This window comes from Nocardia sp. AB354 (genome assembly GCF_049538315.1).
GTDB classification, from domain to species: Bacteria; Actinomycetota; Actinomycetes; order Mycobacteriales; family Mycobacteriaceae; genus Nocardia; species Nocardia nova.
Window position 1 is genome coordinate 33572 of sequence record NZ_JBMVFU010000032.1, and the last position, 23375, is coordinate 56946.

The window sequence follows — 23375 nt, forward strand, 5'->3', positions numbered from 1 at the left end:
TCACCGCACTGCGGTATTCGCGCCGACCCAGGTGGTGAGCGCCGCGTCCAACCCCTCGGTGCTGGAATCGACTGCGGCCCAGGCGATATAGCCGTCCGGGCGGATGAGGGTATGCGTGGGTGCCGGAACGGGCCCGAGGCCGGGAACGGTCCATTCGGCGCCCCGATCCTGTGCGCACACGATGTCCACCCGATCCTTCCAGTCGCTGATATCGGGCACCTCGGCTGCGTTGCGCACCAACACGATCGGCCGCCCCGGGCGCAGCAGTTCATGGACGCGGGCGGGGCCGTCGGCAGTCACGATGTCGGAATCCGGAACACGCCGGCCGCACAGCGGATGGTGGTCACCGCAGTCGTAGCGGATGTCGAGCGCGGTGATCATGAGTCCGAGGCGATCACGGACCTCGTCGATCGCGAGGAGGTCGGACATGCTGTCGCGCAACGCGTCCACGTGTGCGCCAGGTCGTGACAGCGCCGTCTGGGCGCGTGTGTTCTGCAGTACCCGTGCGGCGATCGGCCGGCGTTCGGACTCGTAGGTGTCCAGCAGCGCGTCGGAGGCATTGCCGCGCAGGACGGCGGCCAGCTTCCAGCCCAGGTTGGCCGCATCCTGCAGACCCAGATTCTGGCCTTGGCCACCGGCCGGGAAATGGATGTGCGCGGCATCGCCGGCCAGGAACACCCGGCCGACGCGGTAGCGATCGGCCTGCCGGGCGGCATCGCCGTAGTGGGTGACCCACCGCGGGCTGTGCATACCGAAATCGGTGCCGGCGAGTTCGGTGAATACGCCGCGAAATTCGTCGAAGGTCAACTCGCTGCCCCGCTCGCGCACCCGGTCGTGGCACTGGGCGATCAGCCGGTACCACCCTGGCTCGAACTGAATCACGGAATAGTCGCCGGTAGCGCCCCGGGCGCCGAAGAACAACTCGGCAGGGGGAGCGGCGAGTTCGACATCGGCGATCATTCCCGTCACCGTCGCGTCGGTACCGTCGAAGCCGATGCCCGCGAGCTTGCGCACCGCACTGCGCCCGCCGTCGCAGCCGACCAGGTAAGCGGCGCGGATCCGGCGGGGGTGGGCCCCGCCGACCTCGACCTCCACCCCGGAATCGTCCTGACGAAATCCTGTGACCGGCGAATCCCACTGGACGGGCGCGCCGGCCGCCGTCGCGTGACGGTCCAACTCGCGCTCGATCACCGACTGCAACACCGCGAGCGTGTACGGGAAGCGGGTGTGGAAGTCGCTGAAGTCGAGCGGAAGTCCGCCGAAATGTCCCCGCGGCAGAGTGCGTCCCTGACGCAGCAGCTCGTCGAGCAGGCCGCGCTGATCGAGGATCTCCATGGTGCGCGCGTGAATACCTCCGGCCCGGGATTCGCCGGTGCGGGACGGCAGCGCGTCCAGCAGTTCCACTTCGACCCCGGCCAGCCGCAATTCGTACGCCAGCATCAGGCCGGTAGGCCCGCCACCTGCGACGACTACCTCGGTTGTGTGCACGACCCGCTCCTTAACGTTGTTAAATCCTTAACGTCGTTAAGGAGACCAGAACGTTGTTAAGCTGTCAAGCAATCGACTGGGAGGTGCGATGAAACTCGACGCCAACGTCATCGGCGCGGCCGCGCTGGAGCTGCTGGACGAGACCGGGCTCGACGGGCTGACCATGCGCAAGGTGGCGTCGGCGCTGAATGTGCAGGCGCCGGCGCTGTACTGGCATGTCAAGAACAAGCAGGAACTGCTCGATGTGATGGCGCGCGCGGTCTTCACCGCCGCGGTCGACCGCGTGGAGGGGCCGCGCCGGGGCGAGAGCTGGCAGGACTGGATCGCCGAACTGGCCGGGCGGCTGCGGCGTTCGATGCTGCGCCACCGCGATGGCGGCAGACTGCTCGCCGGTACCTACGTCAGCGACGAATCGATGTGGCGCACAATGGAATTGACGCTACGCACACTGGAGGACGCGGGCTTCTCCGCCGATCAGGCCGGGTGGGTCTTCCCGATCGTCCTGCATTACACGGTCGGCTTCGTGATCGAGGAGCAGGCGCGTACGGGTGCGGACTACGGTGCCGACAACCCCTACGCCGACCTCGACCGGGCGGTGGACCCCGATCGCTATCCGCGTACGGCCCACCTGGTCACCACGCTGTCCTCGATCGATCCGAACGACGAATTCGACCACGGCGTCCGCGTGATCCTCACCGGAATCCGGACGCTCGCGAACATCGAGTGATGAGTCGCGGGCGTGCGGCACATCTGCGGCGCCGACGCACGCCCTGGCGGCGAGCGGGCGTCGGCGCGCGCAGCGTAACGGCCGGACCGTTACGGCACAACAGCTTTCGCTGTCAGGACACGACCGGCAGATAGACCTTTCCACCGGCCTCGGCGAATTCGGCCGACTTCTCGGCCATACCGGCCTCGATCGCCTCCACGTCGGTGAGTCCCTGCTTCTCCGCGTACTCGCGCACATCGGCGGAGATCCGCATCGAGCAGAACTTCGGGCCGCACATCGAGCAGAAGTGAGCGGTCTTGGCGGGTTCGGCGGGCAGCGTTTCGTCGTGGTACTCCCGCGCGGTGTCGGGGTCCAGCGACAGCGCGAACTGGTCGTGCCAGCGGAATTCGAAGCGCGCCTTGGACAATGCGTCGTCGCGTTCCTGCGCCCGCGGATGCCCCTTGGCGAGATCGGCGGAATGCGCGGCGATCTTGTATGTGATCACGCCGGTCTTCACATCGTCGCGGTTGGGCAGCCCCAGATGTTCCTTCGGGGTGACGTAGCAGAGCATCGCGGTGCCGGCCTGGGCGATGATCGCCGCGCCGATCGCCGAGGTGATGTGGTCGTAGGCCGGTGCGATGTCGGTGGCGAGCGGGCCCAGGGTGTAGAACGGCGCCTCCTCGCACAGCTCCTCCTCGAGCCGCACGTTCTCCACGATCTTGTGCATCGGGACGTGGCCCGGGCCCTCGATCATCACCTGCACGCCATGGGATTTCGCGATCTTGGTCAGCTCGCCGAGGGTGCGCAGTTCGGCGAACTGCGCCTCGTCGTTGGCATCCGCGATGGAACCGGGCCGCAGTCCGTCGCCGAGCGAGAAGGTGATGTCGTATTTCGCGAGGATCTCGCACAGCTCCGCGAAGTTCGTGTACAGGAACGACTCCTGGTGGTGGGCCAGACACCACGCCGCCATGATCGAACCGCCGCGCGAGACGATGCCGGTGACGCGCTTGGCGGTCAGCGGTACGTACCGCAGCAGCACCCCGGCGTGCACGGTCATGTAGTCCACGCCCTGCTCGGCCTGCTCGATCACGGTGTCGCGATAGATTTCCCAGGTCAGCTCGGTCGGATCGCCGTTCACCTTCTCCAGCGCCTGATAGATCGGCACGGTGCCGACCGGTACCGGCGAATTCCGCAGGATCCACTCGCGGGTCTCGTGGATGTTCTTACCGGTGGACAGGTCCATGATGGTGTCGGCGCCCCAGCGGGTGGCCCACACCATCTTCTCCACCTCTTCGGCGATCGAGGAGGTGACCGCGGAGTTGCCGATGTTGGCGTTGATCTTCACCGCGAACTTCTTGCCGATGATCATCGGCTCGCATTCGGGATGGTTGTGGTTGGCGGGGATCACGGCCCGGCCGGCGGCAACCTCGTCGCGAACCAATTCCGGCGAAACACCTTCGCGCGCAGCGATATACCGCATCTCGGCGGTGATCGCGCCGGCTCTGGCCCAGGCCAGCTGAGTGCGCGGGCCCGGCACGTCCGGTTCGGTCCAGCCGGCGCGGAGCTTCGGAAGTCCGGCCTCCAGGTCGATCGTCGCCGAATCGTCGGTGTACGGCCCGGAGGTGTCGTACACGTCGAAGTGTTCGCCGTTGGTCAGGTTGATCCGGCGGACCGGGATGCGCAACGTCGTCCCGTCGGCGTCGATCTGCTCGTAGTGCTTTGCGCTGCCCGCAATGGGGCCGGTGGTGACATGGTTCGACGACATGTGAGCTCAATCCTCCCTACGCCGGCATTACCCGGTCAGGTTCGTACGGTCGACGGCCCTCGATCCGCCCGAATGGGCTAGCCGTCCTCTCAGCCCGCTGGTGCGAGCCCCCGTTGGCACGATGTGGTACCCGGCCGAGGGTACCGCGCGACCGTGGGGCGCGTCACTGCCCCCGCAGCGGCGGGGTGCTCGAACTGCACAGTGGCGAATCCTGCGATGCGGTCCTCGACGACGACTCGACTGGCTGTGTTCATTGCGCTGGCCGCACTGCCATCACGGCAGCGAGCGCCCGTGCCGACGACGGTGGGTGCGCCGAAATCCGTGGACAGAGCTCGGCGCTTCGTCTACTCTCGGCACGAATCACCAAGGGGCGGTGGTTGTTCGATATGGCGCCGTTCGGCGCCCGGCGGGGGAGCCGAGTTGAAATTCCGTGCATGCCTCGTTTCCGTGGGGCGCGTGTGGATACATCCGCACTGACCTGGTCAACCATGTCACCGGCGCGATAGTGAAAACGGTGCAGCCCACGGTGATCGTGGCCGACAGTGGTGTCGTGGACAAATCTGAACCGAGTGCGGACGAACTCGTCGAGTCGGTCATTCGTGCCGGTACCGAGGCCGGATATCGGATCGACCGGGACGACGAGGGGCGGTTGCGGATCACGGCTGCCGGAGAGACGCCGGTCGTTCCGGCGCTGGTCTTCGCGATGACCGAAGGGGAACTGCGCGACTACTACAGGCGGCTGGCGGCGAATGCCGGCGAGCCGCTCGGTGCCGGAACGCCGTGGCAAACCTGGATGCTGTTGATGTCGACCCATCTCGACAGGCGGTCTACGAAGCCGGAAAGCTGGATCGGCCGAGTGTGATCGTGATCGCCGAGAACGGCTTCAGGCCCGTCGCTCGATCCGGCACCTCCTAGCGAACTCGGGCGAACCGGCCCTGCTACGCCGAATACAGTGCGTCGATTTCGTCGGCGAAGTCGCGCAGGACCACGTTGCGCTTGAGTTTGAGTGACGGGGTGAGATAGCCGTTGGCCTCGGTGAATTCGGTGCGCAGCAGCCTGAACTTCCGGACCGCCTCGGCCTGGGACACGGCCGCGTTGCCGTCGTCGATGGCCTCCTGGATCGCGCCCAGCAACTCCGGGTCGGAATCGAGGTCGGCGAGGGTGGCCTCGGAGGATTTGCCGTGCAGCTGCTTCCAGATCGGAAAGTGCTCGCTGTCGACGGTCACCAGACAGCTGACGAAGGGTTTGGCGTCGCCGACGACCACGACTTCGCCGATGATGGCGTGGCCTCGAATGCGGTCTTCGATCACCGCCGGGGCGACGTTCTTGCCGCCGGCGGTCACGATGAGCTCCTTCTTGCGGCCGGTGATGGTGAGGTAGCCCTCGTCGTCGAGTGAGCCGATGTCGCCGGTGGCGAACCAGTCGTCGCGGAAGGTGTTCGCGGTGGCCACGGGGTTGTTCCAATAGCCGGGGAACATCTGGGGACCTCGCAGCAGGATCTCGCCGTCTTCATCGATGCGAACCGTCGTGCCCGGCACCGGCTGGCCGACGGTTCCGATCTTCGGCCGGTCGTCCGGGTTGAAGGTGGCGATTCCGGAGGTTTCGGTGAGCCCGTAACCCTCCAACACCGTGAAGCCGACGCCGCGGAAGAAGTGTCCCAGGCGTTCGCCGAGTGGAGCACCGCCGGAGAGGGCGTGCGTGGCCCGGCCACCGAGCGCGGCTCGCAGCTTGCGGTACACCAAACGGTCGAAGACCTGATGGCGTAAGCGCAGCCCCAGCGGGACGTGGTCGGCATCCAAGGCGCGGCTGTAGGCGATCGCCGTGTCGGCGGCGATGTCGAAGATCCGGCCCCGGTGCGTCAACTGCGCCTGCGTGCGTGCCGCGTTGAAGACCTTCTCGAAAACCCTCGGTACGCCGAGGATCAGCGTCGGCCGGAAGGTTCCCAGCTCTTCGGTGACGTTCTTGACGTCGCCGACATGACCGATCTTGATCGGTACGAGCGCGGCGGCCACCTCGACGAGCCGCCCGAACACATGGGCCAGCGGCAGAAACAGCAGGACCGACGACTCGCCCGTGCGGAACAGCTGCGGCAGGCGTGCGGTCGCGTTGCTCAGTTCGCCGAGGAAGTTGCCGTGGGTGATCCGGCATCCCTTGGGCCGGCCGGTGGTGCCGGAGGTGTAGACGATGGTCGCGAGAGAGTCCCCGGCGATCGCGGAGCGCCGTTCGTCCAGCGCGGCGTCGGTGACATCGGCGCCGGTTCGCACGAGGGTGGCGACCGCGTCCGCCTCGATCTCCCAGATGTGCGCGAGATCGGGCACCTGTTCCTGCACCTTGCCCACGACGGCCGTGTGCGCGGCGGTTTCCGTGATCACCGCGACGGCTCCGGAATCGGAGAGTATCCATTGCACCTGTTCGGCGGAGGACGTCTCGTACACCGGAACGGTGACGGCCGCGGCGCACCAGAGGGCGAAATCGAGCAGTGTCCACTCGTACCGGGTGCGGGACATGATCGCCACCCGATCGCCCGGCTCGATACCACTGGCGATCAGGCCCTTGGCCGCCGCTCGCACCTCGGCGAGGAATTCGACCGCGGTCAGATCCTCCCATCGGGAGTCGCGTTTTCGAGCGATGACCGCGACGTCGGGATATTTTTCGGCGTTGCGGTGAACAAGGTCGCCGAGGGTGGCGCCGGGCGGAACTTCCTGTAGGGCCGGCAGGCTGTATTCGCGCATAGCTGCTCCTCGTAAGCCACGCTGCCGATGGTGTTCACCGCACCGAACGGATGGGGAAAAACGCGCTCCGTGCTGTGACGCCTCTCACATTGTAGTCGCGCTGCACAATTATCGGGTTGTGTCCGCGAGGACGGTGACCCGCTCCCGATCAGCGGCGAGAGGGCAGGATCCGGCCGCTGACCTCACCCAACGCCATTGGTGAGCCGCCGGGGCCAGGGGCCGTCGCGGTCAGCAGGACCGTATCCCCGTCGGCGAGGAAGGTCCGCTCGGAGCCGCCGATGTCGACGGGCTCGGCGCCGTTGCCGGAGAGTTCGATGAACGATCCGCTCTGATCCCGCCGGGGACCGGAGATGGTGCCGGAGGCGAACAGGTCACCGGGCCGGGTACCGGCGCCGTTGGCCGTCAGATGGGCCAGCATCTGCGCCCCCGACCAGTACATCGCCCGATACGGTGGCGCACTCACCGGGACACCGTTCCAGTGCACGCGCACGTCGATGTCGAATCCCCAATCCTGTCGTCCCCGTAGATAGGGAAGCGGCTCCGGGGTTTGTTCCGGCAGCGCGATCCGGGCGGATTCCAGCGCGGCGAGCGGAGTGATCCACGCCGCCAGCGAGGTCGCGAACGATTTGCCGAGGAACGGGCCGAGCGGCTGTCCCTCCCAGGCCTGTAGGTCGCGGGCCGACCAGTCGTTCACCAGCGCCACGCCGAAAACATGATCGGGGAACGCGTCCACCGCGATCGATGTCCCGAGCTCGGAACCGGCGCCGACGACGAACCCGAGTTCCGCCTCGATGTCCAGCCGGGCGGACGGCGCGAATTCCGTTGCGCCCGAGCCGGTCCGGCGCTGCCCGCAGGGCCGGATCACCGGGGTGCCGGAGACCACCACGCTGCCCGCGCGCCCGTGATACCCCACCGGCAGGTGTCGCCAATTCGGCAGCAGCGGTTCGCGGTCGGGACGCAGAAACCGCCCGAGCCGGGTGGCGTGGTCGATACTCGCGTAGAAGTCCACATAGTCGCCGATCGCGATCGGGAGCTTCGATCGCACCGACGCGAGCGGATGGATCACCGCCGCGGGCAGTGGCCCGCGCACCGCCTCCCGCAGCCGTTCGCGCACCGTGTGCCAACGCCGTGGCCCCTGGGCCAGGAAAGCGTTCAGATCGGGTCGCGCGAACGTCGAATCATCCAGCAACACAGAAAGATCCACGACCTCCGAGCCGATCCGGGCGCCGACTCGGAAATCGCCGCCGGGCGGCGCGAACACCCCGTAGGGCAGGTTGTCCGGCCCGAACGGGGCATCGCCGGACACCTCCAGCCGGACCGTGGCGTTCACGCCCGCTCCGAACTCGGCCCGCGGCCCGACCAGGTCCACGCGTAATCCGGGTCCTCGCAGGCCAGGGCGCCCTCGCCGAGGCCCAGCGGGCGGAAGGTGTCGACCATCACCGCCAGCTCGTCGAAATAGTCCACGCCGATGCTGCGCTCGTAGGCGCCCGGCTGCGGACCGTGCGCATATCCGCCCGGATGCACCGAGACCGATCCCGGTCCGATACCGGAACCGCGGCGCGCCTCGTAGTTTCCGCCGCAGTAGAACAGGATCTCGTCGGAGTCGACGTTGGAGTGGTAGTAGGGCACCGGAATCGACAGCGGGTGGTAGTCGACCTTGCGGGGTACGAAATCGCAGATCACGAAGTTCGTCCCCGCGAAGGCCTGGTGCACCGGTGGCGGCTGATGAATCCGGCCGGTGATCGGCTCGAAATCGGCGATATCGAAGGTGTACGGGTACAGGCAGCCGTCCCAGCCCACCACGTCGAACGGATGATGGGCGTACACCATTCGGGTGCCGAGTATTTCGGCGCCGGGCCGATGTTTCACCAGCACCTCGACCTCGGTGCCGGACTCCTGGAGCGGCTCGGCGGGACCGTGCAGATCCCGCTCGCAGTACGGCGAATTCTCCAGGAACTGGCCGCTTGCGGACAGATACCGCTTCGGTGCGGTGATATGTCCGGTCGCCTCGATGATGTAGCCGCGCAGCGGTTCCGGGCCCTGCGGCCGCCAGCGATGCGTGGTCGCCCGCGGCAGCAGCACGTGATCGCCGGCGTGCACCGGCAGCCGCCCGAAAACGGTATCCACCACGCCCGATCCGGATTCGACGTAGACCAGCTCGTCACCGATCGCGTTGCGGTACAAGGGGGATTCGCGCAGCGCCGCCACATAGGAGATGCGCACGTCGTCGTTGCCGAGGATCAGGCGGCGGCCCGTCACGACGTCGGTCTGCGCGAGTACGGACTCGGGGAACAGTTCGTGCAGCCGCAGGTGCCGGTGCCGCAGCGGATGGTTCGGCACGGTCCGGGGATTCGGCGGCCGCCAGACCGAGGAGTCGACGATCGCCGGCGGCAGGCCGCGGTGATACAGCAGCGACGAGTCGCCGGAGAAGCCTTCCTCGCCCATCAGCTCCTCGTAGAGCAGCTGCCCCCGTTCGTCACGATGCTGGGTGTGCCGCTTCGCCGGTAGGAATCCCAGTTGCCGATAGAACGCCATACCGCTCTCCCGCCGGGTCGCTGGTCGAATGGACGCCGATTTCCATTTTAGCTAGACCGATTGCCGGAGAGTGCGAACTTCGGCCGGCAGAAATACCAGTCGAGCGGCGGTTTCGCGACAGCTCTCAGGCCGAGCGCAGCGCCCGGTAGACCGCCGCGCCCACGAAGGCGCCCAGATCCTGCGGGGTCCACTTGTCGCCCTCGGTCACCAGCGTTCGCACCGCGCCCTCACCGGCCGAAACCCACAACTCGACCAGTGCGGGCAGTTTGCGTTCCGCGTCGACGGTTCCCCACGCCTCCAGCGTGGGCCGCAACCGGCGGGTGCAGCGCTCGACCGCGAAGCTGCGCCCGCGTCCGAACGAACTCGCCACCGCCGGATCGGGATTGCCGTGCAGCAGTTTCCAGGTGTCGGGGCGTTTGGAGACCGTCTCCAGCAGGGCGCGGAAGCCCTCGACGAAGACCTCTTCGTCGGCCTCCACCCGGCGCGGCGGCAGGGCGTCCATGATGCCGGCCAGCAGCAGCCCCTCCTCACGCTGGATGAGGGCGTTGATGAGTTCGACGCGATCGGCGAAGCAGGCGTAGACCACCGGCCGGGTCACGGTCAGGCGTTCGGCCACGGCGGCGATGGTGACGGCCGCGATCCCCTCGTCCGCCGCGATGCGCAGCGCCGCATCCAGAACCTGCGGGCGGCGGCGTTCGGGGCCGAGATGCTGGGCCCGTTGACGCGGTCGTACCGCGGATTCCGAAGCCATGGCGAACAAGATAGCAGTGGTAGAGGGCGGTTATGCCGGTCGCATCGCACCGGCGGAGGGCAGCCGCGCGGGCGGGACTCGGCCGATCGGGAATGCCGATCGAGATATCGAATGCGAGCACATTCCGAGCAAATTGCCGCGAGGCGGGGCGCGATTGGGAAAAGTGAATCGCGGATGGACTGGTCCGCCCGCATAAGTTACCCCGAATTCTCTAGTCTCGGCCGGTTACGGTTGCGTAAGTGAACGCGGGTACGGCAACCTCCGACGGAGAACAATCGACGATGGCGAGGAGGCCCTGAGCGTGTCGCACTACAAGGCGAACCTTCGGGATATCGAGTTCAACTTGTTCGAGGTGTTGGGAATCGGTGCGCTGCTGGAGGCCGGCGCGTACGGCGATCTGGATACCGAAACCGCACGCGGAATGCTCACCGAGGTGCAGCGGTTGGCGGAGGGGCCGGTAGCCGAGTCGTTCGTCGACGCCGATCGCAATCCGATCTCGTTCGACGCGGCCGAACACGAGGTCATAGTGCCGGACCCGCTGCGCAAGACGGTCGCGGCGGTCAACGAGGCCGGCTGGTCCGGACTGGGTATGCCCGAGGACATGGGCGGTGTCGACGCCCCGTCGCCGCTGATCTGGGCCATCCAGGAAATGCTTGTGGCGGCGAACAATTCGGCCAGCTTCTTCAATATGGGCCCGCTCATGCACCAGGTGCTGTACCGCGAGGGCACCGAGGAACAGCGGCGGTGGGCCGAGCACGCCTGGGAAAACCGCTGGGGCGGAACGATGGTCCTCACCGAACCCGACGCCGGATCCGATGTCGGCATGGGCCGCACCAAGGCCGTTTCGCAGCCCGACGGGACCTGGCACATCGAAGGGGTGAAGCGCTTCATCTCCGGTGGTGACGTCGGCGACACCGCCGACAACATCTTCCACCTCACCCTGGCGCGGCCCGAGGGCGCCGGCCCGGGTACCAAGGGCCTGTCGCTGTTCGTGGTGCCGAAGTACCTGTTCGATTCGCAGACAATGGAATTGGGCGAGCGCAACGGCGTGCTGGTGACCAACCTCGAACACAAGATGGGCATCAAGTCCTCGCCGACCTGTGAGCTGACCTACGGTGGCGACAAGCCCGCGATCGGTTACCTGGTCGGCGACGTGCACAACGGCATCGCCCAGATGTTCAAGGTCATCGAGAACGCTCGCATGATGGTCGGCGTGCTGTCGGCGGGAACCCTGTCCACCGGATACCTGAACGCGCTGGAGTACGCGAAGTCTCGCGTGCAGGGCGCCGATCTGACCCAGATGGCCGACAAGACCGCTCCGCGCGTCACCATCACCCACCACCCGGACGTCCGGCGCAGCCTGGCGCTGCAGAAGTCCTATGCCGAGGGCCTGCGGGCGCTGTATCTGTATTGCGCGTCGTATCAGAACGACGATGTTGCACAGGCGAATTTCGGCGCCGACCCCGATACCGCGGCGCGGGTCAACGACCTGCTGCTGCCGATCGTCAAGGGCGTCGCCTCGGAACGGGCGTACGAAACCCTCACCGAGTCGCTGCAGACCTTCGGTGGCTCGGGATATCTGCAGGACTACCCGATCGAGCAGTACATCCGCGACGTGAAGATCGACTCGCTGTACGAGGGTACGACCGCGATCCAGGCGCAGGACTTCTTCTTCCGCAAGATCGTTCGCGACAAGGGCGTGGCGCTCGCCCATGTCGCCGGACTGGTGCAGCAGTTCGTCGAGAGCGAGCCCGACACCCTGAAGGCGGAGAAGACGCTGCTGGGCGCCGCGCTCGCGGATGTGCAGGCGATGGCGACCGCGCTCACCGGCTATCTGGTGGCCGCGGCGCAGACGCCGGAGGAGATCTACAAGGTCGGACTCGGTTCCGTGCGCTTCCTGCACGCCGTGGGCGATCTCGTCATCGGCTGGCGGCTGCTGGCGCAGGCGCAGGTCGCGCAGGCCGCGCTGGCGGGACAGCCGGCGGAGAAGGATCGGCTGTTCTACGCCGGAAAGGTCGGCGTCGCATCGTGGTTCGCCAAGAACCAGCTGCCGCTGCTGAGTGGTGTGCGGGCCGTGGTGGAAAACCTCGATACCGACATCATGCAGCTGGAGGAGGGCGCCTTCTAGGCTCGAAGCCCACACCGCGCGCACGGCCGGCCGGGAAATCCCGGCCGGCCGTGGCGTATTCGTGTCCGACTCGCCCGCGTGCGGTACCCGAATGCGGGTACAACTGTCGGCATGGTGTTCCCGATGGCCTTCGGCTGGATCCAGGCATTGCTGGCGGTGCTCTTCGTCGTCGCGATCGCGATGCTGGTCACGGCCGTCCTGCGCGCCCGGAAAGCGGGCTGGCGCAGCCATATCGGGCGCGGCGCGAGCGGGCTGGTGGTGCTGCTGGTGGCGGTCGTCCTGCTGTGGGCGGTGACCCTGCTGCAGACCTACCTCGGGCTGACCGGTGAGGTGAAGGCCGCGCACGTCATCGCGAAAAGCGTTGCGGGCAAAGATCATACCCTCGATATCGAGCTCACCCTCTACGGCGACGGCCATCACGACGAGACGCATCAGACCTATCGGATCGAGGGTGATCTGTGGGTGCTACAGGCCGATATCGTGGAATTGGAGCCGTGGGTCAACGCGCTCGGATTCCATTCCGGCTACAAGGTGACCCGGCTCTACGGCCAGCGGCTCGACGGTGCCGCGGTGAGTCAGCACCAGACCATGCTGGGCGGCGGCGACGGCGACTTCTTCACCGATATGCGCGATCACAGCTGGTACACCGAACCGTTCATCCGCTCGGCCTACGGCAACGCGGTGATCGCGATGCCCGGCAGCTACGACGTCTACATCTCCCACGACGCCATCAAGACCCGGCAGAGCTGACCTCCGGTCCCGGCCGCTCCGAAAGCGCCGGAGAGTCCGAGAATTCGACCACCACGGGCGCATGATCGCTGGCGCCCTTACCTTTTCGTTCCTCGCGATCGACCCCGGCATCGACGGCGCGAACGCTCAGCGCGGGTGAGGCGAGGACGAAATCGATGCGCATACCCTCCTTGCGCGGAAAGCGCAGCTGGGTGTAGTCCCAGTAGGTGTAGACACCCGGACCGGGGGCGAACGGGCGCATCACATCGGTGAATCCCGCCGCCACGACGGCGTCGAACGCGGCTCGCTCCGGTGCCGAGGTGTGCGTCTTGTGCGCGAAGAATTCCGGCGACCACACGTCGTCGTCGGTGGGTGCGATATTCCAGTCGCCGCACAGCGCGATCTGCGCCGACGGGTCGGCCCCCAACCAGGCCGCGCCGGAATCACGCAGGGCCGCAAGCCATTCCAGCTTGTAGGTGTAGTGCGGATCGGTCAGTGTGCGCCCGTTGGGTACGTACAGACTCCACACCCGGACGCCACCGCAGGTGGCGCCGATCGCCCGTGCCTCCACCACCGGGGCGCTGATCAGCGAGGCCCCGGCGTCCTTGTCGAATCCGGGCTGGCCGGGGAAGGTGACCTCGACCTCGTCGATGCCCACCCGGGAGGCGATCGCCACCCCGTTCCACTGACTGAAGCCGGTGTGCACGACCTCGTAGCCGGCCTCTTCGAACCGCTCGGCCGGGAACTGGTCGTCGCGGCATTTGGTTTCCTGGATGGCCAGCACATCGATATCGGCGCGGTCCAGCCACGACACGACCCGATCCACTCGGGATCGAATCGAATTCACATTCCAGGTGGCCAACCGCATGAAACGAGGTTAGTCGGCGGGTTCACTCGCGGCGGTGGCGGCCCGCGTCGGGGTCCGGAGCGGCGTAGCGGTAGGCGTGATGGTCGACGAAGCCCATCTCCCGGTACATCGCGAGGGCGGCCTCGTTGTTCACCTCCACCTGGACGTAGGCGTGGGTGGCGCCGCGTTTGTAGCCCCAGTTGATCAGTTCGGCGCAGACGAGGGTGCCCAGGCCGTGGCGGCGGTGGGGTGCGGCGACCGCGAGACAACTCAGGCCGATCCAGTGTCGGCCGTCGGGGGCGGTGGTCAGGGCGCCGCGGCCGATCGCCAGCGGAGTCGGCAGGCCCAGCGCGGCGAAACCGAGTTCACCGTCGCGGACCGCGGTGAGCACGTCGGTATCGGGCAGCGGCGCGGCCACGTCGACGGTGTCCTCCCCGCGGTGCCGGTGCAGTTCCAGCCAGGCCGGGTGCGGCCGCTCGTCGATGCGGACCATCGACGGACCCTGCGGCAGTACGAAAGTGGCGATATCGATGCCGAGCACCCTCGTCTCGCCCCAGGTGCGCCAGCCCGGCGGCACCGGTGCCAGGCGGTCGGGGAGCCGAAGCTGCAGCGGCAGACCGTGTTCGGTGTACCACTCGCCGATGTGTTGCAGCGTGCGCATGTCGAGGGCGGCGCTGCGACCGGATTCGCCCAGTGGCACAGCGGAATTCGCGCGATGGCTGTATCCGTTGCCGGCACTGCACAACCAGCCGTCGAACCAGGCCCGCTCGAGCCCGGGCCAGCCGTCGATCGCCGCCGCTTCCAGCGCGCGGATCTCACCGATCCGGATCGGGCGCGGCCCCAATGCTTTCATCGCCACCACCCGATCGGGTGCGATGGTTACCGTGGTGCCGTCGGCGGTGCGGACCTGCACTGGATCCGGTGCGACGAGTTCGCCGATCACATCCGTGAACTGCTGCGGATAACCCTCGGGCAGGCGGTACCGCACCACCACGCGGCGCCCGAGCGGGATATCGGGACGGTCAGTCGTCATGCCCGAACGGATCCGGCACCTCGCCCGGCACCCAGCTCAGACCCGGTGTGCCCCAGCCGTTGCGCTTGATCGCCTTCTTCGCGGCGCGGGCGTTGCGGCCGATCAGCACATCCACATAGAGGAAGCCGTCGAGGTGGCCGACCTCGTGCTGGAGCATGCGGGCGAAGAAACCCTTGCCCTCGATGGTGACCGGCTCGCCGTGTTCGTCGGTGCCGGTGACCCGCGCCCAGTCGGCGCGGCCGGTGGGGAACTGCTCACCCGGAACGGAGAGGCAGCCCTCCTCGTCGTCGTCGGGATCGGGCATGGTTTCGGGGATCTCGGAGGTTTCCAGCACCGGGTTGATCACCGCGCCGCGCCGCCGCTGCACCGAACCGTCGGGCTGCACGTCGGGGCAGTCGTAGACGAACAGGCGCAGCGATTCACCGACCTGATTGGCGGCCAGCCCGACTCCGTTGGCGGCATCGAGGGTTTCGTACATGTCCGCGATCAGGCCGGCGAGCTCGTCCGGCGACTGCGACACCTGCCGGGTCGGGTTGTGCAGCACCGGATCGCCGACGATGCGGATCGGGAGAATCGCCATGGTGGCACACTTTACGCGGCGCCGCGTGTACGGCCCGACACGCCGTACGACGCCTCGGTGAACGGGTGTGCCGCGTGGTTGAATGACGACGACTGTCGTCCGTTGTTGATTCGGCGAGGGAGCGATATGGACAGCGCAGCGGCCCGGAATCTATCCGCAAGCGAGGACAGCTCCGCGAGCGAAGAGATCGTGGCAGTGGTCGAAGGCGCCTCCGGCGCGGTGGTCGAGGGCGCCCCCGAGGGGGTCGCGGTCGACGGTCTCACCCGTCGCGAACTCGACATCCTCGATTTCGAGCGCAAGTGGTGGAAGTACGCCGGTGCCAAGGAAGAAGCCATCCGGGAGCTGTTCGCCATGTCCGCCACCCGTTACTACCAGGTCCTCAACGCCGTCGTCGACAAGCCCGAGGCGCTGGCCGCCGATCCGATGCTGGTGAAACGGCTGCGCCGGTTGCGGGCCAGCCGGCAGAAATCGCGGGCGGCGCGGCGGCTGGGCTTTCAGGTCTGATCGGCCGATGTCCGATGCGCGCGCACGCTCATCCCTGCGACTAGGGTCGACACCGTGAGCAACCCGAATCCGCCCTCCGGTGGACCGCCGCTGCGAGCACTCGCGATGGTGCTGATCGCGCTGGCCATCGTCTTCGCGGGCCTCGGCGCGATGGCGCTGTCGAACTCGAGTTCCGATTCCGCTGCCGCGGAGACCTCGTCGGACACCGAAACGACGGCCGCGCCGGTCACCACCACCCGCGCCGCCGCCACCACGACGGCGGCCACGACCACCGCGGCGCCGACGAGCACGCTCACCACGACCACCGCGGCGGCGACCAGCACGACGGCCGGTGTGGACAAGACCGTCCCGGTCCGGGTGCTGAACAACAGCACCGTCGCCGGCCTGGCCTCCCGCACCGGGAGCCAGCTCACCGCGGCGGGCTTCGACGTCACCGAGACCGGCAACTATCCCGGCGGTGTGATCGCGAAAACAACTGTCTATTACGGAAATTCCCCGCACGAACGGGAAACCGCCCAGGCGATCGCGAATGAACTGGGAGTATCGGCCGAACCGCGTTTCGCCGGAATCGCGGACTCGCCGCCGGGCGTCATCGTCATCGTCACCGGCAACTAGAACCCAACCGAGCCCCACCAGTGCGGTGCATAACGGCTCTGGCAAGATCTTGTCCGGTAAGGAATCTGTTCAACCAGCACTACTCGTAAACTCGGTACTCGTAAAGGAGTTCTCCGATGGCCCCCTCCGCAACCCGTCGCCCCTCCTGGCGGACTGTGACCCCGATGCTGGCGATCGCGGCTTTCGGCCTGGTCGCGTGCAGCAACAGCCAGGAGTCGAGCGACGTCAAGGGGACCACCCCGCCGGTATGGACCGGTAGCGCCGGTCCGGCGGAGAACTCCGGCACCGGCGCAGAGCAGAACCCGCCCTCCGGCGATTCGGTCTCGGTGCAGTTGAAGGACCCCTCCGGCGCGCAGGTCGGCACCGCCACCATCGCCAAGTCCGGCGACAAGCTGCAGATCACCGTCGACGCGCACGGCCTGCAGCCGGGCTTCCACGGCCTGCACATCCACCAGAACGGCAAGTGCGAGCCCAACTCCACCGCCCCGTCCGGCGGCGCGCCGGGCAACTTCCTCTCCGCCGGTGGCCACCTCCAGGTGGGCGAGTCGAACGCCCATCCCTCCAGCGGCGATCTGACCTCGCTCGAGGTCGGTAAGGACGGCACCGCGAAGCTGGTGACCAGCACCGACTCCGTGACGCTGGACCAGGTCAAGGGCAAGGCGCTGATGATCCACGCCGGCGCCGACAACTTCGGCAACATCCCGAACCGCTACCTGCAGGCCAACGGTGGCGCGCCCGGACCCGATGCCGAGACTCTGGCAACCGGCGACGCGGGCGGCCGGGTCGCCTGCGGCGTCATCGGGTAAGAGCGGATTCGTCATGGGTGGGGCTGGCTCTCGAACGGTTCCCTGGAACGGCTCGCCCCGCCCGACGCTGGGCGTCGAATGGGAGATCGCGCTCGTCGACAAGCAGACGCGCAATCTCTCCAATACGGCCGCCGCGGTCTTCGATCAGGTCGGTGATCTGCGGGCGCCCAACGGCCCGCCGCATGTCACCAAGGAACTGCTGAAGAATACGGTTGAACTCGTCAGCGGTGTCCACGACACCGTCGGCGAGGTGGTCGACGAGATGCACGCCACGATGGACACCGTACGCGCGGCCGCCGACCGCGTCGGTGTGGACCTGTTCTGCGCGGGCACCCATCCGTTCGCCCAGTGGTCGACGCAACAGCTGACTCGCTCCGAGCATTACGACGAGCTGATCAGCCGCACCCAGTGGTGGGGCCGCCAGATGCTGATCTGGGGCGTGCACGTGCATGTGGGAGTCTCGCACCCGGAGAAGGTCTTTCCGATTCTCAACACGCTGCTGCTCTCGTATCCGCATCTGCTGGCGCTGTCGGCGTCCTCACCGATGTGGGCCGGCATCGATACCGGGTACGCGAGCAATCGCGCGCTGATGTTCCAGCAGCTGCCGACCGCCGGCTTGCCGTTCCAGTTCGAGAACTGGTCGCAGTTCGAGTCTTTCGTGCACGACCAGATGAAAACCGGTGTGTTCGAACAACTCGGCGGGATGCACTGGGATATCCGCCCCGCGCCGAAATGGGGGACCATCGAGGTCCGCGTCTGCGACGGCATCCCCAGTCGCTTCGAGCTTTCCGCGCTCGTCGCCCTGATCCACTGCCTGATCGTGGATCTGGATCGCAGGGTGGAGGCGGGAGAGACCATGCCCACCCTGCCGCCGTGGCATGTGCAGGAGAACAAGTGGCGCGCAGCGCGTTACGGCCTGGACGCGATCATCATTACCGACTCCGACAGCAACGAGCGGCTGGTCACCGACGATCTGATGGATCTGCTGGATCGGTTGCAGCCCACCGCGAAACTGCTGCAGTGTGAGAACGAGCTCGCGCGGGTGCCCGATATCGTCGAACGCGGGGCGTCGTATCAGCGGCAGCGACGAGTGGCGGCGGCCGCGCAGGGCGATCTGGTCGCGGTGGTGGACGCGCTGGTCAAGGAATTGAACAGCTGAGTCAGCGGTCCTCCGGCGCGGCCGGGGTGATGGCGGTGCCGGCCAGCAGCAGGGCGGCGATCAATTCGGTGAGATGGGTACGGGTGGCGCGGAATTCGCCACGAATCCACGCCGCTACCAGTTCCAGCGTGCCGCTGACGACGGCGTAGGCGGTCATATCCAGATCGAGCGGGGCGGCGGCCGGGTCGGGCGGGCGTAGTTCCCGCACCACCGCGGCCATGGCGGCCGCGATATCGCGCTGAGTGCTGAGCCGGCCGCTCTGCAATGCGGCATCGGAATGGGATGCCAGCACCAGCGCTTGGCGTCGCGGGTCCGCGGCGAGGAATCCGAGCGCGGCGTCGGCGGCGGCACGGACCTGTTCGTGCAGATCCGGTCCCGCGGCCAGCGTGGCCGAGATCACGGCCGCGATGCCGTCGGCGGTGAGCTGCCCGGCCAGGGCCTGGACCAGGACGTCGCGATCGGCGAAATGTTCGTAGAAGTACCGGTCGTTCAGGCGGGCACGGGCGCAGACCGCGCGCTTGGTCACCGCATTCGCGCCGCCCTCTGCGAGCAGGTCCAATGCCGCGTCGAGCAGGGCGGTGCGCCGACGTTCCCGGCGTTCGGCCGCGCTGATCCCGCCGTAGGCGCGCACGGCGCGACCTCGGGACTCCGCATCCGCATTCATGATCTTGACCACCGCCCTCTTTTGGTGCACTCTGACACCAGAATCATTTGTGGTGCCGCGTGGCACCACACTAATCGGAACAAGGGAGTTCTGTGATGTCCTGCCCCGTGTCTCATGAGACGCCGACGCGGGAGCCGGCGCGCTCGGCCGGTGATGCCGCGACGACTCGCGCACACGCCGATGCGTCGGCGGCCGCGGTGCGACGGTTCGAGCGGGTGGCCGGGTCGGTCTTCCTCGGACTCTTCGGTGTCGGCCTGTACGACCAGACCATGCTGCCCGCCGTCTCGGCCGCGCTGGAGGTCACCGGCCGGGTTCGCGACGAGCCGTGGGGGCGGGCGCGGCGTACCGCGGCGGCCGATCAGATCCTGTACCAGGCGGAGGAGGCCGACCGGCTGGCCGAGGCCGAGCGGCTCTTGCGACTGCATCGCGATGTGAAGGGAGTCGGCGCCGACGGCGTGCGGTATTCGGCGCTGGCGCCGGAATCGTGGAACTGGATCCTTTACTCCGCCTTCTTCGTTCAGTACCACGCGTATCGGACGGTCACCGGCGATCGGCCGACAGCCGCCGACGACCAGGCGATCTGGGACGCTTTCCGGGCGAGCACCGCGCCGCTGCACCTTCCCGGCCGGTCCGTGCCGATCGCCGACTACCGCGAGATGGTCGAGCACTACAACCGCGTGGTCGCCGAGCAATTGCGGCGCACTCCCACGCTGACCGCGGCCACCGGCGCGATCGACGCGGCGCCGCGGCCGGACTTCCTGCCGCCGCTCGCCGAGCCGCTGTGGCGGATGGTCGCGCCGTTCATCCGGCACGTGATCATCGTGCTGGGTTGCGGGATCATGCATCCCCAGGTGCGCGAGCTCATGCCGTACCCGTGGACTCCGCGGCAGGAGCGCGAATTCCGCGCCCTCGCAACGGTACTGCGCCTGGCTTACCACGCGCTGCCGGCCGCGGTGACCGATACCGCCTTGGCGCGCAACCGGCGCCGCTATCGCAAGCTGGTCTCGAAATACAAAGGGATGGGGCTGAATTCGTTCGCTCCCGACCTGGTATCCGCCCGGCGCTGACCAACCAGTGGCCTCGAATCGCTTCCTCGACAGCACCTTTCGGGACAGCAGCTATTCGTGTCCGACCGGCAGGAAGCGGGCGACCTGCTCGTCGGCGAGAAAGTCCAGCAGCAACCGGTTCACCAGCTCGGGCTTTTCCAGCGGTAGCGCGTGCGACGTGCCGGGAACGACGGCCAGCTGCGCATCGGCGACGGTGCGGGCGAGCAGTGCGCTGTGCTCGACTCGCACCCAATCGCCGTCACCCTGCAGGAAGAGTGTCGGTGCGGCGATGCGGGCGATGTCGCCGAGGGGAATCTCCGGCTCCTCGCGCCACATTCGCATGATCTTGTCGTAGACGACGGGGAAGTGGTCCGGGCCGTCCGGGGACAGCGGTGCGTGCAATCCTTCGAACATGGCACGGGTGCCGGCGTCCTCGGCAAGATCGTCCAGTGCCGCCCGCGACGACGGCCACTCGCCGTCCAGCGACAAATACTGGCCGATCACCACCAATTTGCCGACCAGCTCCGGCCGCGCGATGGCAACCAGCGCCGCCACCGCGCCCCCGTCGCTCCACCCGATCAGATGGGCACCGCGCAGCGCCATGGCGTCCAGCCAGGCGGCCGTATCCTCGGCCATCGCCGCATAGGTGATCGGCCCGGGCACATCGGCGGTCCTGCCGTGTCCGCGCCGCTCCGGCACGTACACCCGATAGTGCCGCGCCAGCTCGTCCACCTGCTGTCCCCACGATTCGGCCGTCCCGAGCCCACCGTGCAACAACACCACCGGCTCACCGTCCCCGTGCACCTCGTAGTAGGTCCGCAACCCGCCCGCGTCGATGTATTCGCCCATGCGTGCAGTCTGGCCCGATTTCGGTCAGCGGTGGAATTCGCGCCAGGCCTTCTGGGTGTCGGTGAGCTTCGGGCGGGGCGTGCGGTTGCGGAAGAAGTTCACCACCATCGTCACCGGAACGATGAAGGCGTGAAAGAAGATCAGGTACGAGCCGCCGTCGAAGAGAAGGGCGAGGTAGAAGGCGTAGCCGAGGAAGATGCCGCCGAAGATGCCGTTGAAGGATCGTGACGCGCTGCTCTGCCCCTGCCTCACCGACGCCATGGCGATCATGACGATCCCACTGATCGCGAGCAGTGCGACATACCAAGTGAACATGGCTCGAACTCTGGCAGCGCGCCCCTGGTGATCGCTTACGGAAAGGTTGTCGCGGCCGGGCCTGTCGCGACAATGGCGAAGATCACATCCGTCGCCGACGTTTTCGCTGTGCGAGGGGCGGCGTTCATCGCCTGTTTACGATGATCGGGTGCTGCTCGATGATCCGCGTTCCGGCTTCGGTGACGCTCGCCGTGAACGGTTCCGGAACCTGTCGCCGCACCACGCGGCCTGGGTGCTGGTCACCGCGGTGCCGGCGCTGCTGGTCGTGTTGCAGATTGTGGCCGTGCGCAACAACTTCGAGGGCCCGCTGCACAGCCTCTGGGAGGATTTCGCCGGGACGCCCAAATCGGTCTCCGTGCCGTGGGCGGGGCTGGCGCTGGCGCTGGTCGGGTTGTCGTGGCGGTGGCGGTTCATCACCGTGGGCGTGGCGGTGATCGTCGATGCCGTCTGTGCGTCGATCCGTGTATCTCTCGGCGGCCCGCTGACCATCGGCAACGGTGCGGTCATCGCCCTCACCGCGGTGGTGCTGATCGCCTGGCTCGGCTGGGAGGGTGTGCCCAAACGCAACGCCCTGCACGCGGCGGCGCTGGGATCGCTGCTGATCATCGCCACCAAGGTCGGTGACGTGTGGCTGCACTTCACGGTGGTGGCCGGGCCGGAGGTCCGCGACCGCTATCTGGTGCTGGCCGATCACGCCTTCGGTGAGCCCGCCTGGGTGATGGGCCGGGTGATCGACGCCCTGGGCCCGGTGGTCTACGGCGTATTGCATTGGGTCTACATCGAATTGCCGGTGGCCGCGATGGTGGTGGCGGTCTGGCAGCTGCGCAAGGTGGTGCGCACCGGGGTGTGGCCCCGGCACTATCTGGTGCGCACCTTCCTGGTGCTGGGCCTGGTGGGCCCGGTGATCTACCTGATCTTCCCGGTGGTCGGGCCGATGTTCGCCTACGGACCCGATGGGCACGGTCTGCAGGTCGGCGACTATTGGCCGCACGTCGTGCCACCGACCGACTACCACCCGAAGCCCATGCCGTTCGACCGCTACACGCCGCGCAACTGCATGCCGTCCATGCACACCGCCTGGGCGACTGCGGTTTTCCTGCACACCCGCCGCGACAACGACGGTGCGCCCGCACCCCGCTGGGTGCGCTGGGCCGGGACGTTCTGGTTGCTCGCGACGCTGTCGGCCACTCTGGGTTTCGGCTATCACTACGGCGCCGACCTGCTCGCGGGTGCGGTGCTGGCCCTGACCGTCGAATCGGTGCTGCGCGCCCCCGAGCGCGGCTGGGACCGGGCGCGCGCACTGCTGGTCGCCGCCGGATTCACGCTGCTGATCGGATTGCTGCTCGCCTACCGGTATCTGGCGGTGTGGATGGCCGAATATCCGCTGCCCGCGGGGATCATCGCGCTCGGTCTGTTCGCCGGATTCGCGTCGGCGTTCTATCGCACCTGGTTCGCGCGCACGGCCGCGGAGGTGCCCGAACCGGTCGCGGTGTAGCGGGTTCGGTCAATCGTCGGGGAGGTCCTCGTCACCCATCTCGTTGATCAGCAGCAGGCCGTCGCGGTGGCGCTGCTCCCGATAGGCTGTCCGGCCGACCAGATGAGCGATGGCCGGCGCGGTGACCAGCGTGAACAGGCCGACGAGCACCAACATCCAGACGTTGGGATGGCCGCGCAGCTGGATCGCCGAACCGATCAGCATCAGAACCAGGCCGACGACTTGAGGTTTCGTCGCCGCGTGCATGCGCGAGAGGGTGTCGGGGAAGCGCACGATCGCGACCGCGGCGGTGGCGGCGAGGAACGCCCCGAGCAGGATGGTCGCGTACGACAACCAGATCAGCGCGGTATGGAAGATGCCGCTCATTTGTCGTCCCGCACCCGGAAACGCGTAACCGCTGCCGATCCCAGGAAGCCGACCAGCGACAGCGCGACGATGCCCGGCACCACCGTGGTGTCGTCGCTGTAGGCGGCCCACACCGCCAACCCCGCCGCGGCGATGCCGACCAGCGAATCGATGCCGACGACCCGGTCCAGGGTGCCGGGACCGGCCAGCACCCGGAAGGAAGTGAAAGCCGCGGCGGTCGCCAGGAGTATGCCCGCCACGATCGCGACAAAGGTCATGAACC

General features: G+C 67.5%; 24 protein-coding genes. 10 read left to right on the plus strand and 14 right to left on the minus strand.

Features of this window, described 5'->3' with window-relative positions:
- Complete coding sequence (locus ACPCUW_RS31485; RefSeq protein WP_423428860.1) at positions 1–1488, minus strand: FAD-dependent monooxygenase; 1488 nt, start codon at positions 1486–1488, stop codon at positions 1–3.
- 88 nt (positions 1489–1576) lie between these two features.
- On the opposite strand from ACPCUW_RS31485, the gene ACPCUW_RS31490 reads away from it, so the two are divergent.
- Positions 1577–2215 carry a TetR/AcrR family transcriptional regulator C-terminal domain-containing protein gene (locus ACPCUW_RS31490; RefSeq protein ID WP_104367298.1) on the plus strand — a complete coding sequence of 213 codons (639 nt, stop codon included), beginning with the start codon at positions 1577–1579 and terminating at the stop codon, positions 2213–2215.
- 112 nt (positions 2216–2327) lie between these two features.
- On the opposite strand, the gene thiC is transcribed toward ACPCUW_RS31490, so the two are convergent.
- A complete protein-coding gene (gene thiC, locus ACPCUW_RS31495) occupies positions 2328–3959 on the minus strand; it encodes a phosphomethylpyrimidine synthase ThiC (protein WP_030516597.1) in 1632 nt (543 codons plus the stop codon).
- Positions 3960–4509: 550 nt separating this feature from the next.
- On the opposite strand from thiC, the gene ACPCUW_RS31500 reads away from it, so the two are divergent.
- Positions 4510–4821, plus strand: a complete 312-nt coding sequence (locus ACPCUW_RS31500) for a hypothetical protein (protein WP_423428862.1) — start codon at positions 4510–4512, stop codon at positions 4819–4821.
- A 76-nt stretch (positions 4822–4897) separates the two neighbouring features.
- On the opposite strand, the gene ACPCUW_RS31505 is transcribed toward ACPCUW_RS31500, so the two are convergent.
- The 4 genes from ACPCUW_RS31505 to ACPCUW_RS31520 form a co-directional block, all read right to left on the minus strand.
- Complete coding sequence (locus ACPCUW_RS31505; protein WP_423428863.1) at positions 4898–6691, minus strand: AMP-dependent synthetase/ligase; 1794 nt, start codon at positions 6689–6691, stop codon at positions 4898–4900.
- A gap of 148 nt (positions 6692–6839) precedes the next feature.
- Positions 6840–8021 (minus strand): fumarylacetoacetate hydrolase family protein, encoded by a 1182-nt coding sequence (locus ACPCUW_RS31510; protein ID WP_423428865.1) that lies wholly within the window; start codon positions 8019–8021, stop codon positions 6840–6842.
- Positions 8018–9226 (minus strand): homogentisate 1,2-dioxygenase, encoded by a 1209-nt coding sequence (locus ACPCUW_RS31515; RefSeq protein WP_063015236.1) that lies wholly within the window; start codon positions 9224–9226, stop codon positions 8018–8020. Before ACPCUW_RS31515 ends, ACPCUW_RS31510 begins: the two co-directional genes overlap by 4 nt.
- 124 nt (positions 9227–9350) lie before the next feature.
- Positions 9351–9977 carry a TetR/AcrR family transcriptional regulator gene (locus ACPCUW_RS31520; protein WP_030516593.1) on the minus strand — a complete coding sequence of 209 codons (627 nt, stop codon included), beginning with the start codon at positions 9975–9977 and terminating at the stop codon, positions 9351–9353.
- A 301-nt stretch (positions 9978–10278) separates the two neighbouring features.
- Here ACPCUW_RS31520 and ACPCUW_RS31525 point away from each other — a divergent pair, with 301 nt between their 5' ends.
- Both ACPCUW_RS31525 and ACPCUW_RS31530 read left to right on the plus strand, forming a co-directional pair.
- A complete protein-coding gene (locus tag ACPCUW_RS31525; RefSeq protein WP_064902973.1) occupies positions 10279–12105 on the plus strand; it encodes an acyl-CoA dehydrogenase in 1827 nt (608 codons plus the stop codon).
- Positions 12106–12216: 111 nt separating this feature from the next.
- The gene (locus ACPCUW_RS31530; RefSeq protein WP_423428867.1) at positions 12217–12855 is read left to right on the plus strand and encodes a hypothetical protein; all 639 of its coding nucleotides are present in this window, start codon (positions 12217–12219) and stop codon (positions 12853–12855) included.
- Here the strand turns inward: ACPCUW_RS31530 and ACPCUW_RS31535 are convergent.
- Genes ACPCUW_RS31535 through ACPCUW_RS31545 form a run of 3 tightly spaced genes read right to left on the minus strand, consistent with a single transcriptional unit; the run spans position 12836 to position 15294 of the window.
- Positions 12836–13702 carry an exodeoxyribonuclease III gene (locus tag ACPCUW_RS31535; protein WP_423428869.1) on the minus strand — a complete coding sequence of 289 codons (867 nt, stop codon included), beginning with the start codon at positions 13700–13702 and terminating at the stop codon, positions 12836–12838. The genes ACPCUW_RS31530 and ACPCUW_RS31535 overlap by 20 nt on opposite strands.
- A gap of 22 nt (positions 13703–13724) precedes the next feature.
- Positions 13725–14714: an N-acetylglutamate synthase, CG3035 family gene (locus ACPCUW_RS31540; RefSeq protein WP_423428870.1), complete on the minus strand. Its 990-nt coding sequence runs from the start codon at positions 14712–14714 to the stop codon at positions 13725–13727.
- Entirely contained in the window at positions 14704–15294 is a 591-nt protein-coding gene (locus tag ACPCUW_RS31545) for a peptide deformylase (RefSeq protein ID WP_063015231.1), read from the minus strand. Before ACPCUW_RS31545 ends, ACPCUW_RS31540 begins: the two co-directional genes overlap by 11 nt.
- A gap of 126 nt (positions 15295–15420) precedes the next feature.
- On the opposite strand from ACPCUW_RS31545, the gene ACPCUW_RS31550 reads away from it, so the two are divergent.
- From ACPCUW_RS31550 to ACPCUW_RS31565, 4 genes are all read left to right on the plus strand, one after another.
- Positions 15421–15798 (plus strand): DUF3263 domain-containing protein, encoded by a 378-nt coding sequence (locus ACPCUW_RS31550; RefSeq protein ID WP_030516587.1) that lies wholly within the window; start codon positions 15421–15423, stop codon positions 15796–15798.
- A gap of 54 nt (positions 15799–15852) precedes the next feature.
- A complete protein-coding gene (locus ACPCUW_RS31555; protein ID WP_063015229.1) occupies positions 15853–16413 on the plus strand; it encodes a LytR C-terminal domain-containing protein in 561 nt (186 codons plus the stop codon).
- A gap of 116 nt (positions 16414–16529) precedes the next feature.
- Positions 16530–17219 (plus strand): superoxide dismutase[Cu-Zn], encoded by a 690-nt coding sequence (sodC, locus tag ACPCUW_RS31560; protein WP_423428872.1) that lies wholly within the window; start codon positions 16530–16532, stop codon positions 17217–17219.
- A gap of 13 nt (positions 17220–17232) precedes the next feature.
- Complete coding sequence (locus tag ACPCUW_RS31565) at positions 17233–18378, plus strand: glutamate--cysteine ligase (RefSeq protein WP_030516584.1); 1146 nt, start codon at positions 17233–17235, stop codon at positions 18376–18378.
- A 1-nt stretch (position 18379) separates the two neighbouring features.
- Here the strand turns inward: ACPCUW_RS31565 and ACPCUW_RS31570 are convergent, their stop codons facing one another.
- On the minus strand, positions 18380–19072 hold the full coding sequence (locus ACPCUW_RS31570; RefSeq protein WP_146101055.1) for a TetR/AcrR family transcriptional regulator: 693 nt from the start codon (positions 19070–19072) through the stop codon (positions 18380–18382).
- 65 nt (positions 19073–19137) lie between these two features.
- On the opposite strand from ACPCUW_RS31570, the gene ACPCUW_RS31575 reads away from it, so the two are divergent.
- Positions 19138–20109 carry an oxygenase MpaB family protein gene (locus ACPCUW_RS31575; protein WP_104364597.1) on the plus strand — a complete coding sequence of 324 codons (972 nt, stop codon included), beginning with the start codon at positions 19138–19140 and terminating at the stop codon, positions 20107–20109.
- A 51-nt stretch (positions 20110–20160) separates the two neighbouring features.
- On the opposite strand, the gene ACPCUW_RS31580 is transcribed toward ACPCUW_RS31575, so the two are convergent.
- Positions 20161–20937, minus strand: a complete 777-nt coding sequence (locus ACPCUW_RS31580; RefSeq protein WP_423428874.1) for an alpha/beta fold hydrolase — start codon at positions 20935–20937, stop codon at positions 20161–20163.
- Between the two features lie 24 nt (positions 20938–20961).
- Positions 20962–21252 carry a hypothetical protein gene (locus ACPCUW_RS31585; protein WP_423428876.1) on the minus strand — a complete coding sequence of 97 codons (291 nt, stop codon included), beginning with the start codon at positions 21250–21252 and terminating at the stop codon, positions 20962–20964.
- 148 nt (positions 21253–21400) lie between these two features.
- Between ACPCUW_RS31585 and ACPCUW_RS31590 the strand changes: the two genes are divergently transcribed.
- Positions 21401–22747: a DUF5933 domain-containing protein gene (locus tag ACPCUW_RS31590; RefSeq protein WP_423428878.1), complete on the plus strand. Its 1347-nt coding sequence runs from the start codon at positions 21401–21403 to the stop codon at positions 22745–22747.
- Between the two features lie 9 nt (positions 22748–22756).
- Here ACPCUW_RS31590 and mnhG read toward each other — a convergent pair whose 3' ends face one another.
- Complete coding sequence (gene mnhG, locus ACPCUW_RS31595; protein ID WP_104393468.1) at positions 22757–23113, minus strand: monovalent cation/H(+) antiporter subunit G; 357 nt, start codon at positions 23111–23113, stop codon at positions 22757–22759.
- Positions 23110–23370 carry a monovalent cation/H+ antiporter complex subunit F gene (locus tag ACPCUW_RS31600; protein WP_063015226.1) on the minus strand — a complete coding sequence of 87 codons (261 nt, stop codon included), beginning with the start codon at positions 23368–23370 and terminating at the stop codon, positions 23110–23112. The genes mnhG and ACPCUW_RS31600 overlap by 4 nt, the downstream gene beginning before the upstream one ends.
- Positions 23371–23375 lie beyond the last annotated feature (5 nt).